The organism is Sphingobium sp. EP60837, assembly GCF_001658005.1.
In the GTDB taxonomy this organism is placed as follows: domain Bacteria; phylum Pseudomonadota; class Alphaproteobacteria; order Sphingomonadales; family Sphingomonadaceae; genus Sphingobium; species Sphingobium tyrosinilyticum.
In genome coordinates, this window is the sequence record NZ_CP015988.1 from 49,745 (window position 1) to 63,335 (window position 13,591).

Sequence of the window (13,591 nt, forward strand, 5' to 3'; positions counted from 1 at the left end):
TCGACCGATGCGCAGGATTGATCCTATATTTCCGGTGCCCCTGCAGGGACAGGTGCTCGGCAATGACTTGGCCTAGGTCTATGATTCGGAACTTTGTCATGCAACTACTGGAATTCAGCGATGCGCCGGGAGCGATCGGGGGCGGGCCGTAAGCTGCTGTCCATACAGCTTAATGTGGGTGCCGACTTTGGGACTTAAGGGTATTGCATGAATCTGTGTGGCCTGTTGCAGATTGACGCTTCTCGACCCAGATACCCCATGCCGTGATCTCCCCAGGACCTGGGTCGTTCAAATTCTCTTCGTGCTGGCACGGAGCGACAAATTTTTTCACAACATCGATCGACCATCGTAGAAAGTGCATATAAACTCGACTCCTCTATATATGCTCCATAGCTCACACTTCACTGCGGAAGTGTGCTCGGTCACCGCTAGCCTGTTCTATTCACCGAGCTTGGCGGGAGTAGCATGAGGTTCTGTTCTAAAGGGGGAAATTGAGCGTCTAAGCCGCGCCTCTCCGGGACAGAGAAACCAAAGACCACACCAGCATGAACGATGCTAGCTCAACACCATCTCGATTCCAAGTGGTCGCACGAAAGAAAGTCAGGCGCTTGCGACATGGGAGCGGCTGACCTCCGTTAGCGCTGTTCTTCTGCTGGCTCGGGCCGTGAGCGAGATGGGGATCTGCAGACCGCCTTCATTGCCGATCCGCGTGATCCCTGTCGGGTGATCCACAAGCTGGATGATATTCTTCAGGCGCGGGTTCTGGTGATTTTCTGCGGCTACTAGGAATGCCGATGATCTCGACGCGTTGTGCGACGACCCAGGCTTTCGCCTGTTGCCCCTAGAGGTCTGACAGACTCCATGACTGAGCAGTTAATAAATTCTCGGGGCGATCTGTAGCCGAGAGCCGGTGCGGACGCAGGCGATTATAATGATCGAGCCATCCTGGCAGTTGTTCGGCAACACAACGGTGCACCTGGTGCGCCAGCGCTGGTATGTCCGCACGATAAAGATCAACGGAGTCGAGCGTAATCCACCTGATGGCCGTATGGAAGCTACTCGATCGAAGGGGAAAATAAAGGCGCTCGCAGCGCGAGAATACAAAATGGCCCATCCAGCAACGCAGCATCATGAAACGTTCTGAGACCCCGAGACGGCCACCACGTTCGATCGGCTCACCCACAATTGCCACATTCTGGAGACCGACAACGATCCGTTTGAAAACAGCTCCGCGCAGCAGCCTTGGCCCAGAAAGGTGAAACCCGCATCTTGACCCACCGGTGACATCGGAAACATAATATCAGGCAGGTCGCTTGTCGGTGAAAACGCCCGGTCAACTCTTAGTGGTAATCAGCACAAAATGGATGATCTAAGCAAGATTCGAGCTTTTATTGAGGCCGTCGATCGGGGCGGATTTACCGCCGCTGCGCGGCAGGCCGAAGTCGCGGTTAGCTCGATAGCCCGGCAGGTGAAAGCGCTTGAAGACGATCTTGGTGCACGGCTCATCAACCGGACAACACGAAGCCAATCGCTGACCGAGGCTGGACGCCTATTCTATGACCGGATGGTAACCATTTTGCGGGATTTTGAGGGTGCAAAACATGACGTTATGGCGCTTCGCTCCACTGTCACGGGGACCTTAAAGGTCACTATTCGGACGTCAACAAGCGGCATAATCATTCCGGCCCTTCCAGTGTTCCTGGCGAAACATCCGGAGCTTTCCCTCGATATCTCGGTGACAGACGAACGACTTGACCTAGTGGCCGAAGGTATCGACATCGCCGTGTGGCTTGGCGAGATGCAAGATTCTTCACTGGTCAGTCGTAGGCTGGCTTATTGCAAACGTGTACTTGTTGGCAGCCCGCATTATTTTGAACGCCATGGCGAACCAAAGTCACCGGGCGATCTCGTTCATCATAATTGCCTAGTTTACCGCGCGCTCCAATATCAAAACATCTGGAAATTTGAAAATAGCGTTGAAAAAGTTGAGATTCCTGTAAAAGGAAACTTGCGATCCGCTACGGGTTTGGTGCTCATGCAAAGTGCATTGGCTGGGCTTGGTCTTATTCTTGTCCAAGAATTTCATGCGGGACCTGAGTTGCAGGCAGGACGGCTGAAATCGGTGCTCGACCAATACCGCATAAGCCCGACAACGGAGGATACCTCACTCTACCTGGTTTACCCGAGCGCGCGGGGCCTTTCAGTCGCCACACGGGCATTTATAGAATTTTTGGTCGAACAATTCAAGCCTGAGGGCGCAGCAACGCGAAAGCTTGATTAGGGCGCGAACTCATAAATTGAGTTGAGCTCTCCGCCTTCGCATGATTCAGGCGCTCTTTGAGAATGGAGGGCGTATGGCGCGGCGGCGGTATGAACTGACGGACAAGGAATGGCTGATCATCGAGCCAGTGCTGCCCAACAAGCCCCGCGGTGTTCCGCGGGTAGATGATCGGCGCGTGCTAAATGGAATTCTCTGGCGCTTCCGTTCCGGTGCGCCTTGGGCCGAGATCCCAGAGCGTTATGGTCCATCTACGACCTGCTACAACCGGTCGTTCGTTGGCGAAAAGCCGGTGTGTGGGACCGTCTGTTGGCAGCGGTTTCCGCTGGCTTCAACGGCGAACTGGTGATGATCGATTCCACCTGCATGCGCGTCCACCAGCACGGTGCGACGGGGAAAAAGGGGGACCTGGAGATCATGGCATGGGACGTTCCCGGGGCGGCCTCACGACCAAGCTTCACGCTCTTGTCGACGCTGACGGACGTCCTGTCAGCTTGCGACTGACGGGTGGGCAGGTCCACGATGCGTGCGAAGCCGAAGCCCTGATCGAGGCTATTCCCCCAGGGCGCCACCCTGCTCGGCGACAAAGGGTATGACAGCACCGCAATACGCCAGGCTGCGGCAGCCAGGAACATCTGGGCCAACATTCCCAATCGCTCCAATCGCAAGCAGCGCTTCGGCCTCTCGTCCTGGCTCTACCGCCAGCGCAATCTCGTCGAGCGCTTCTTTAATCGGATCAAGCAGGTCCGGGGCATCGCCACTCGATATGACAAGGATGCTGCCAACTATCTGGCAGCGATCAAGCTCATCTGCACACGCCTCTGGTGCAATGCGTTGGGCGAAGCCATTGCCTCACTGCTATCCGTGCGCACGGAACTGATGGAGCAGATCAAGGAAATGGATCGCAGGATGCGGATCATCGCCAGCCAATCTCAGGCCTGCGAAATCCTAATGAGCATTCCAGGCGTCGGCGTCCAGACCTCGGTGGCCTTTGCCTCCGCCATCGACGATGCCGGACGGTTCCGACAATCGCGGAACGCTAGAGGATATTTCGACCTGGTCCCACGGCGTTACAGCACGACCGAACTTCGGCTCGGCCAGTGCGAACAGATCCGCGAAACCCTCAAGGGGACAACACCGCTCAGCTCTGCAAATTACAGATCCTCGCCCTAAGAAATGAATTTGATCCAAATTTGCCAAAGAGTTTGGCGGAGAACGGGCCTCGACAGTGACAGGGCTAAGCGACACTGAGGATGAAAATAATAACGCTGGAGGTCAGTATCGTGCACGTCAACCAACATCCCATTGGAATTGATCGCTCCCTAATAGATATCACCGAGGCGCAACGTGCCATCTATGATGAGATTTCGCAGGGGCCCCGCGGTGCCGTGCCCAGTCCCTTTCTCGCTATGCTTGATCGACCGGCGTTGGCTAAGGCCATTCAGCAGACGGGAGTTGAGCTTCGCTTTCGAGGTATCCTGTCGGGCGCGGAGCGCGAACTTGCCATCCTTGCGACCGCCGGCACAGTTGGTTGTGGGTATGAATGGCAATATCATGCGCCAATCGCACGGCGTGAGGGGCTCGCCGATCACATCATCGAAGCCACCAGAAAAGGGATTGCCCCGAGTGACGAGCACGCGCGCTGGGCAGTTATTATTCGATTCTGTCAATCAGTTACGGCAACCCGACGGGTTTCGCGCGAACTCCTCGCTGAAGTCCTTGAGCTGGTAGGCCGAGAAGGTGCCACCGAACTCGTCGCTATTGCAGGCTATTATGCTTTGCTTGCAAGCTTCATCATCATTGGGGGGCACGATATCAGTCTCTCCAACTGATATCGTGCGCTCGAGGGGCTCAAGAGGAGGGGCTCACGCGCGAGGCAGCCACGCCGCGATCAACGACTAATCTTGGTGGCGGTGGACCTCGTGTTCCTCGGAGAAGCCTTGCTGCCGCATACAAGGGCGCTAGCAAGGCGAGCGCCTTCGGCGTAACTGCATGCCCGATCCCATGCGATGATTTCAGCGCCGGGTCCGGTTTCAGCCATCCAGCGAAAGTGTTGCTCTCCCGATCGGGCAGCAGATCGAAGATGATTGGTCTCAAGGTCGACCATGACTGTGACGTACCGATTTCCCTTGCGCGAAGCCGAAACTTCGGCACCCAATAGACGCGGCGCACGATGCTCCGCGTAACGATCAGCGCGAACAGTGCGAAACATGGAGCTTCGTCGAGCTGCGCCACCAATATCGCGTCTGCTCCGCGATCCCGATCTGGCGGCAAGCCTCCACCGCTGTTGCCGCCTCGCCCCACAATCTCCTCTAATTCACGCAGCTTCGCTATGATCTGCTCCGGCGTTGCGGACCATGCCTTCGTCGCGGTCTTGACCCGGATCGCATCGAAGAACACCAGCGGATAGGCTGAGTCCAGCGGGCGTTGTTGTCAGGCCGTGACCTCCTCCAGCACAGCGTCCGTGATCGTGCTGATCAGGTCGGGTGAGGCCTCAATGCCGTACAGTTCGCGCAGATGCCCGGTGATCTCACGGGGACTCATGCCTCGCGCGTACATCGAGATGATCTTGTCATCAAAACCGGGAAACGGCGCTGATATTTTGCGATCAGCTGCGGATCGAAACTGCCCGCCCGATCACGCGGCACTTCGATCTCGATCCGTCCCCCGTCGGTCGTCACCGTCTTGCGGCCGTAGCCGTTCCGGCTGTTGGTCCCTTGCTCCTCCTGGCCAAGATGGTGATCCATCTCCGCATTGAGCGCCCGTTCGGCAAATGCCTTCTTCAATATATCGAGCAGGCCACCCTGGCTGAGCGCTGCTGCTGCGTCAGTGCCGGCCAGCAGTTGGTCGAGAATGTCGTTCGGTATCGAGGGTTCTTCGCGTCGATACTCGGCCTCCTTGTTGCCCATTATGCCTCGCCGCACACGAAATTCCCGACAGTCCCACCGCTCCTGCTGAAATAGGGCGCGGTATGGCGCAGCACATGCCGCAAGCGAGATCACCGGCGCCCCGGAAGCTTGGTCCCACCAAGAACCCGCCTCTTCAGAAGACTGTTAGCCTGATCTTAATTGCTTTCAGCGAACGTCACCTTTTTCGATCCATTTCACGGGTGCACCGTTCACCGCTTCTTGGGTGGCAATTTGAGCCATGGCGCCGTGTGGCGTCGCGCCGTGCCAGTGCTTTTTGTCAGCATGATTTCTCCGGCTTTGAATTCAAGCTTCGGCCCGCCTTCAACCTGAGTCCACCCTACGCCTTTGGTGACGATAAGCGTCTGCCCAAGCGGATGCTTGTGCCACGCCGTTCTTGCTCCACGCTTGAAATGGACGATCGCACCACCAACAAGCGACGATTCCTCAGCTGAACCTGCCCTGTGATTGTAACTTCGCCAGTAAAATATTCGGCTGGTCCGTCGACCGTTCTCATTTCGACTCTTTTTGTCAGCTGCGGTGCCGGATCGCTTTCCTGAGCGATTGAGGTGGGTTTCATGAGGCTGCCGACAGGCAGACCGATAGCGAGAGAACAAAGCCTCGAAGCGTTACCTGCTGATCTCATGTGAACACCAGCACGGGGCGCCCGCGTACTCCTCCTGCGGCTAGGCTTTGCTGCGCCTCCGATATTTGCGCGGGAGAATACGCAGCCGCCACACGGCCCTTGATTGCCCCCGCTTTGACCGCGGAGCCTATTGTTTCTAGCCAGTCCGTGCGTTCCAATACCTCGGGCACCCTGACTGGTTTGATTTGAACCCCGCGATCAGTGGGTGGTCCGTTCCATCCACGGACGGGAATATAAATCCCGCCCGGCTTGATTGTTTCAAACGATGTCTCGCCTAGCAGGGCAGTATCGAGAATGGCGTCGACGCCCTCCGGTTTCTCCTGCTTCACACTGGCGAAGAAATAGCTTCCGCGTTCGACCACAATGTCCGCACCATAGCCTTGAACGAGATCGAAATCGGATGGGCTGGCATCTGCAATCACCGTCAGACCGTTGCTCTTGGCGAATGCAATTGCGAAATGCGCGAGCCATCCAGCGCCACCAGTGACAACGAGCGTCTGTCCCTTCGACAGCTCCGCTAGTGAAAGAGCATAGAGTGCAGTCAGCCCATTCATCGGCAATGTTGCCGTCTCGCCGAAGCTGGCTTTTCCGGGCTTCAAAACGGCTGAAGCAGCAGGGATGACAATATATTCCGCCTGTGCTCCGCCCTCAGCGCGCGTCGGCAAAACGGCCGCCATAACCTCGTCACCAACAGTAAGCCGTGTCACGCCCGACCCGACTGACTCTACTATCCCTGCTGCATCCATTCCCGGCGTGAGCGGCGGCCTAAGGGCATCCGAGCCACGCTCCCGTAGCAGAATGTCGGTGGGGTTGACCGCAGCCGCAACTACCTTCAGGCGAATCTCCCCGGCTTCCGGCGGCCTCACTGCCCTTTCCCCGAGCGTTACAACATCGGAACCACCGCACCCGGTGTAGAGGATGGCCTTGCCAACAATGGGGGACAATCTGGTCATTGTTTCATGATCCGTTCAAAACTGAGTGAAGCCCGCTGAAGGTTATCACGTCCGTCCGGCTGTACAGGCCCCCTGCTGCGCGTCCGGCGCTATCTTCCTTGGACTCGGCCGCGAGCTTATAAGCGTCCTGACTGATCTCTATGGAATGGGCAACCACTGCTAAAGTCTTCGTGTGAATATCTGACGACGCGAGGCCATGAGGTTTGCCTCGCCTTCACTCTAAAAACGAAAAAAATGGCTTGAAAGGGTGACGAAGCCTGCTCGCGAACTTTTGAGCATACAGACGGGAGATTTGCGGGCGCAGGTCTCCCATGGGTTGGCCCTGGAAACTATGCGCTGACCGGTCAAGGCTTACTCTGATAATAAAATTGTCGGCCCTTTTGAGAGGGCTTGAGCCGAAGCTAGCGATTACGACGTGTTGATTGCTCATATGGCGGCTAGAGTTTAGGAGTCTGAATTTGAAGCGGCATTTCACTGTGGGAGTTGATCCGGCCGCACGAATGAGAATGATATTTCATTAGCGAAAGGCAGCTTTTCGCACTAATTTTTATTCCAAGTTCAAGAATGGATCAGTAGTTAAAGCGCGACAAAAGCTTTCGGAGTATGAGACAGAAGCTCTTGTAGCATTTATCATTTGGCGATGAGTGCAAAGCCATTCATAGCAGCAAAGGGTAAGGAATTTTGCCGCCCTTTAGGTTGGCCTCCACCATGCAACTGCCTGGATGCGTCGCGAGCGTCGCTACCCACCTCATAATGGGAGGTTGTGCGCGGGTGGGGGCAGTACTATGGAATATTTATCGATCAAGCGACCGTAGTTTACCTAGCAGGCGGAGGTAATATCAAGCCGGAATGGTGAGCATATTTATAGCGCGCTTGAGGTCGTCAACGTCGCATGAATATTAAGTTGTCAGCCGAATCTCCCCACGATGTGATGTGATGCGATGCGACGCGCTGCTCGGCTCAAACATGAGCCCGAGCAGCGCACGCGATTTTAAAACTTCGTCCCGAGCCGGACGCCAAAGGTCCGCGGTCGTGCCACAATGCGCGACGAGCCGAACGGCGGCGTGGCGAAGCGGAAGTCAGAATAGACCTTATTTGTCAGATTCTCGACGAAGAAGCCGATCTGGTATCGCTCATCCTGCGGCATGATGGTCAAGCTCGCCCGTGCCGTCGTATAGGCCGGTTCGCGGTCGAAGCGAAGCGGTCCGCCCGCACCCGGCGCGAAGTCGAAACTCGAAGTGTAGCGCACGAAACCTGTCAGTTCCGCTTTCCAGTCTTCAGAGATGTCTCCAGTTGCGGTCGCACCTATGAAATAGGTCCATTTGGGCGCACGGATCAGAGGATGGCCAGACAGATCTTCATTACCGACTTGCGGCTGGCCGTTCGCATCAAGTGCTGGCAATAGCGCTTGATTGTAGATGAAGTCGATGTAACGCGTCTTCAGGTACGAAAGGCCGGTGAAGATCTGAAGGTTGTCGACTGGGCTAAATTCGGCATCGAATTCCACTCCCTTGCCCTTAGCATCGGCATTGAGGGTGGAGCCGAGTTCACCCCCCGTCGCATCCTGGTCGACGGCGAGAACCTGGAGATCCCGGTTTTTGTAGTGGAACAAGGCCAAATTGGCGCGGACCCGCTTGTCAGTCGAAACAAACTTGAGGCCGACTTCGTAGCCCTTGATCTTCTCGGGAAGAAAGACGCTGGGCGGCGGAGCAGCCTTATCCGCCACGACGCCCCCCGCCTTGAAGCCGTCATTGTAGCTTGCATAGACGTTCAACGGACCAGTATCGTAGGAAATGACGAACCGCTTCGTGAACCGGCTGAACTTCACAGGTTGATTGAACATTTCCCGCCGGTCCTTGGTATAGCGGCCGCCAACCGTGACCTTGAGCCCTTCCACCGGTTCGAGGGAGCCATCGCCGAAGAAGGAAATCGACTCAGTCGTGATGTGGTTATTGAATGCCTGCGGCCAATTGGGAAATTGAGACGCTGCCGGAAAACCAAGGGCAAAATCTGTGACATCGTTAAGATAGTTCACGCCACCTATGAGATTGAACATACCCTCGAAGTCAGACGTCAACGTGACATCCTGCGTCCAGGTTTCAGCCTTTGTGGAGTTGGCGATGTTGAGAACATCCACTTCCGTCAGGTCGAAATCGCCGGTCTCGAACGCGTCTAGCTTGCGGTATGACGTCGTGCTGTTCAGCGAGAACTGTCCGAAATCATAATCTACCTTGAGGTTGACGAAGACGTTCTTGTCGTTTCCGCCGTTCCCGTTGTTCAGTGTGTTGGCAACAGTCGTGTAAGGATCGGTCAGAGGGAAGCTGTAGGCCGAAGAACCGCATGCCAGGCAATATTGAGGTGGGAGATAGTTGGTGTAGGCTGCAGGCGTGCGCTTTGCCTTGTCGTACTGCACCTGAAGGACCGCATTCAAATCGTCGGTCGGCTGGAACCTCAACTTGCCCCTGACGGTCCAGCTTTCCCGCGCGCCAAACTTGAAATTGTCGACCAGGTTGCGGACGTAGCCGCCGTCATGACGATAACGTGCAGCGACGCGGAGCGCGACGGTGTCGCTGACCGGAATGTTCAGCACGCCTTCGGCGATCTGATGGTCAAGATTGCCCGCCTCGATCATCGCCCTGCCACCCCACTGGAACTCGGGGTCAGCCGTGTTGATGAGGATCACGCCTCCAGAAGCATTGCGCCCCCATAGCGAGCCCTGCGGACCTTTCAACACCTGCATAGACGAGGAATCGAGGATATCGAACACGCTGCCGAACGCATGTTCGATATAGGAGCCGTCTATGTACGTGGCGACCGACGATTCAATACCTGGATTGGGCAGTGGCGCGCCGATACCGCGGATGAAGGTCGACGCGTAGTTGATGCCGCTGCTGAAGACCATGCCGGGCGTCACCAGCTGCAGGTTGCCCACATCCCGGATGTTCAGCTGCTGAGCGCGTAATTCGCTGATCGCCGTGACGGAGATCGGAACGTCCTGAAGGTTTTGGGCCCGACGCTGCGCGGTAACGATGATCTCGCCAGTGTTGTTTGTAGCCTCTTGCTGCGCATCCTGTGGAACACCTCCGGCGTCACCTGCCGACTGCGACTCCACCTGTTCAGCGTGGGCCGGCATTGAAGCCATGATCGCAATCACTGACAAGGTACACATCATTATTTTAGATGATTTATTCATACCACTCTCCCTTTACTTGCGCCCGTTAGCGCTCTTCAACAATATGCGGCCCCTTACCTTCTTGTAAGCTGCAGATAAAAAATAATTATCTGCACCCAAACCGAAAAGTCCTTGAGACCACATCTCCCGGTCAAGCCGCAGCTCCCAGCAACAGACACCCAGAGCGAGGAATGAAGTCCATACGCTGGGCGCAATCATTTGAACCGGGGGTTCAGCCGGCGACCTCTTCGATGGGCTGATCGGTGACTACGACCTTTGACTCCAGATAGGCGAGCAGGCCTTCGACTCCCCCTTCGCGCCCAATCCCGGATTGCTTGAAGCCCCCGAACCCAATGCTGACATCCGTCCTCGAGGCGTTCTGGCCTACCGTCCCGGACCGCAGGCGTCTCGCCAGATGCCGGAAACGGTCACCGTCATTGGTGAAGATCGACGCGTTCAGCCCGAAGATAGAGTCATTGGCGATTTGCACTGCCTCTTCTTCATTCTCCACTGGGATGACTGCCAGGACGGGGCCGAATATTTCCTCCTGCCCGATTGTGGAGCGGTTATCGACATCGGCAAACAGCGTCGGTTCGACATAATAGCCCCGGTTAAGCTCGTTCGGCCGTCCACCACCGTACGCTAGCCGGGCTCCTTCAGCCTTGCCGATTTCGATGTAGCGCTCGACCGTCTCGCGATGCTTGCCCGTCGACAGAGGTCCGACGTCGCTCGCCGGATCGAACTGGTCGCCGATTTTTAGTGTTGCGAAGTAAGCGCTCACCGCCTCAACCATCTGCTCTTGCCGTCGGCGAGGAACGATAATACGTGTCAGACTGTGGCAGACCTGCCCGGTCAGCGAGCTTACGCCACCACCAATCGTCCGCGCGGCGGTCTCGATGTCGAAGTCGTCCAGTATGATCGCGGGTGATTTGCCGCCCAGTTCCAGCGTGTAGCGCGCGATACGTTGCCCGCAGGCCGAGGCAATGCTGCGTCCCGCTGCCGTCGAGCCGGTAAACGCGATCTTGTCGACTCGATTGTCAGCCACAAGCGCTTGGGACGCCTCACGATCCGCGACGATGACGTTCGCAACGCCGGCCGGCAGCCCGATCTCCTCGAAAATTTCTGCAAAGAGATAACCTGCCGCCGGAGCTTCGGGCGACATCTTGATCACCATCGTGCATCCGGCGAGCAGCGCGGACCCCAGTTTATAGGCCGTTAGTGGCGCGGGACCGTTCCAGGGAATGATAGCGGCGACGACGCCAACTGGCTCCCGCACGAGCGTCGCCTTCATCCCGGTGATAGACCGGTGCGGTTCTTCGAACGTAAAGGTATCCGCCAGGTCAGCAGCGCGGTTGAGAACGCCGGTGATAATGTCGCCCACCGCCTGTGCGCGACTGTAGAGGATGCCTGACTCAAGCGACCAAGCATTGGCAAATTCCTTTTGGCGGCGACGCACGGCAGCGGAAATTTCGCGCAGATAGGCTGCACGCTCCACCGGCTTCAGTCCGGACCAAGCGCCGCCATCGAAGGATGCACGGGCGGCGGCTACCGCTCGGTCGACGTCGTCGACGTTTGCTTCCGCCGTCTCAAGAACCTGCTCCTCGGTAGCAGAATCGAGTACCTGGACTGTCTTGCTGGTCGAAGGCGCAATCCACTTACCGCCAATGAAAAGCGAGTTCGGGTGCGATAGCAGAATCTCTCTAGCGCTCATGGCTATGCTTCATCCTTGAAGTCCGACTGCCCACCCCGGCAATCAGCATATCATACATTATCCTGCGAGGCCGGCCAAATGCAGCCACTCTGAACTTTTCCCATTCTGTAGGACTATTTGCATAATGATGCGAAGATCGCGTTATGTCAACTGATGCCTTGTGCCGCCGAAGCCAGTTCCCCCGGAAACCTCGATATAAGCAAAATATCAGCTTCCTTGCTGAAGATCACGCGCTATGACGGCCTTAGCCAAGGCGACGCGCGGCTTGCGACCAGACCGGTGATGAGCTAGCGATTAGTAGACGCAGATTCGAAATGAATGTGTGGTCGGTGCGTGACAGCTCCGCGCGAGACATGAACGTCGCAGTCGACGATAATCTCAGAAAATAGGGAAGGATGCCTGAATGACGGTTTTGGCCGCCGACATTGTCGAGATAGATAGTGGACCCGTCCGGGGAATAGTGCGTCAGGGGATGCTGGCGTATCTGGGCGTTCCCTACGCCGCCCCGCCGCTCGGCGAGCTTCGCTGGATGCCGCCGCAGCGCCCGGAACGATGGTCCGAAGTCAGGGACTGCAGCGAATATGGCAATGACAGTCTTCAAGATGCCGACTTGGGCGTGTTCGCTAGGGCGGGAGGCGATGAAGACTGCCTGTACCTCAACGTCTTCGTACCCCAACATGCTCATGTCGGCGACAAGGGTCTGCCAGTAATGGTCTGGATACATGGCGGTGCGACGCGCGTCGGATCTGGGCGGGATTATGATCCGAGCAAGATCGTGCTCCAGGGTAATACCATCGTCATCACCTTCAATTATCGCCTCGGGATACTCGGCTATTTCTCTCATCCGGAAATCGATGCCGAAGGACACCCGTTCGGCAATTATGGCGTGCTGGACCAGCAGCTTGTCCTCGATTGGGTTCAGCGCAACATAGCCGCGTTCGGCGGGGATCCCGGCAACGTCACGGTGTTTGGCGAATCCTCGGGCGGTAACAGCACGTTCGGACATATCATCTCGCCCTTGTCGAAGGGGAAGTTTCAACACGCTATTTCGATGAGCGGCGGCGCGATTGCCCTCAAGTCACCCATCTTCGGTGCGCCCGTCCCATTGGAGAAGGCCCGCCAGACAGGAATCGAATTCGCGATGGCGGTGGAATGCGAGTCTGCGGCCGAGTTGCGGCAATTGTCGGCGCGCCAGATACTGGCGATGCAGGCCCCCTATGTCAGAGCGCACCAGTTCATCATCGATGGCACCATCATTCCGACTCATCCCAGTGAAGCTTTCCGGTCAGGAAATTTCAACCGTGTAACCGTCGTGAGCGGTCACACTGCCGATGAAGGAGCATTCTTTTCGGGATTCGTCGAGAATGCGACCGGCAGGCCCATGGAAGAAGCCGAATATTTGGCAGAACTGGACAGCTATTTCGGCGACTTGGCGTCAAAGGTCATCCAAGAGTATCCCGTTAATAATTATGACAGCGTGGCAGAGGCTTATGCGGCCGTCTTTACCGATTATATGTTTGCCTGTACCGGCCGGGCGATCTTGAAGATGATCTCCCGCTATACTCCGACGTATGCTTATGATTTTGCTGATAAGACCGCTCCTTCATACTTGGAGCCGACGACGTTCCCGCTGGGCGCCGCGCATACTTATGAACTGCCTTATCTGTTCACCGGTTTTCGAGGTGGCGGGGGCCTGCCCGTCGCGCTCAACGCGCTCCAGCACAAGCTGTCCGATATTATGATTCGATATTGGACGACGGTTTCACAAGCCGCTGAGCGGGAGGACGAATGGTCGAGATACGACCCAGAGCTCGACAATTTCCTGATTTTGAAGTTGCCTGAACCCAGGATGGTGAGCGGTCGCTTCAGTAAAGTATACCATGCCGAATTCTGGGACAGTATAGGGATTTACTGAGGCCGTCGCG

The 13,591-nt window shown here is 56.6% G+C and carries 8 protein-coding genes and 4 pseudogenes; 7 read left to right on the plus strand and 5 right to left on the minus strand.

Annotated features, from left to right (window positions below; translation table 11 throughout):
• Positions 1–525: 525 nt before the first annotated feature.
• The 6 genes and pseudogenes from EP837_RS21670 to EP837_RS18320 all read left to right on the plus strand — a co-directional run.
• Positions 526–835, plus strand: a pseudogene (locus EP837_RS21670) (transposase); the annotation flags it as partial.
• A 96-nt stretch (positions 836–931) separates the two neighbouring features.
• Positions 932–1,144 (plus strand): hypothetical protein, encoded by a 213-nt coding sequence (locus tag EP837_RS18300; protein WP_066531936.1) that lies wholly within the window; start codon positions 932–934, stop codon positions 1,142–1,144.
• Positions 1,145–1,360: 216 nt separating this feature from the next.
• Positions 1,361–2,281 carry a LysR family transcriptional regulator gene (locus EP837_RS18305; RefSeq protein ID WP_066531937.1) on the plus strand — a complete coding sequence of 307 codons (921 nt, stop codon included), beginning with the start codon at positions 1,361–1,363 and terminating at the stop codon, positions 2,279–2,281.
• 73 nt (positions 2,282–2,354) lie between these two features.
• Positions 2,355–3,106, plus strand: a pseudogene (locus tag EP837_RS20735) (IS5 family transposase); the annotation flags it as partial.
• Between the two features lie 6 nt (positions 3,107–3,112).
• Positions 3,113–3,451, plus strand: coding sequence for a transposase (locus EP837_RS18315; protein WP_066531939.1), 339 nt, complete (start codon positions 3,113–3,115; stop codon positions 3,449–3,451).
• Positions 3,452–3,531: 80 nt separating this feature from the next.
• Positions 3,532–4,110, plus strand: coding sequence for a carboxymuconolactone decarboxylase family protein (locus EP837_RS18320; protein ID WP_066531940.1), 579 nt, complete (start codon positions 3,532–3,534; stop codon positions 4,108–4,110).
• Positions 4,111–4,625: 515 nt separating this feature from the next.
• Here the strand turns inward: EP837_RS18320 and EP837_RS18325 are convergent.
• The 5 genes and pseudogenes from EP837_RS18325 to EP837_RS18345 all read right to left on the minus strand — a co-directional run.
• Positions 4,626–5,187, minus strand: a pseudogene (locus EP837_RS18325) (transposase); the annotation flags it as partial.
• Between the two features lie 165 nt (positions 5,188–5,352).
• Positions 5,353–5,701: pseudogene (locus tag EP837_RS21675) on the minus strand (cupin domain-containing protein).
• Positions 5,702–5,826: 125 nt separating this feature from the next.
• On the minus strand, positions 5,827–6,783 hold the full coding sequence (locus EP837_RS18335; protein ID WP_066531942.1) for an NADP-dependent oxidoreductase: 957 nt from the start codon (positions 6,781–6,783) through the stop codon (positions 5,827–5,829).
• Positions 6,784–7,774: 991 nt separating this feature from the next.
• Entirely contained in the window at positions 7,775–9,976 is a 2,202-nt protein-coding gene (locus tag EP837_RS18340) for a TonB-dependent receptor (RefSeq protein ID WP_082919834.1), read from the minus strand.
• A gap of 211 nt (positions 9,977–10,187) precedes the next feature.
• Positions 10,188–11,666 (minus strand): aldehyde dehydrogenase, encoded by a 1,479-nt coding sequence (locus EP837_RS18345; protein ID WP_066531946.1) that lies wholly within the window; start codon positions 11,664–11,666, stop codon positions 10,188–10,190.
• Positions 11,667–12,069: 403 nt separating this feature from the next.
• Between EP837_RS18345 and EP837_RS18355 the strand changes: the two genes are divergently transcribed.
• Complete coding sequence (locus tag EP837_RS18355) at positions 12,070–13,581, plus strand: carboxylesterase/lipase family protein (protein WP_082919835.1); 1,512 nt, start codon at positions 12,070–12,072, stop codon at positions 13,579–13,581.
• Positions 13,582–13,591: the final 10 nt, after the last annotated feature.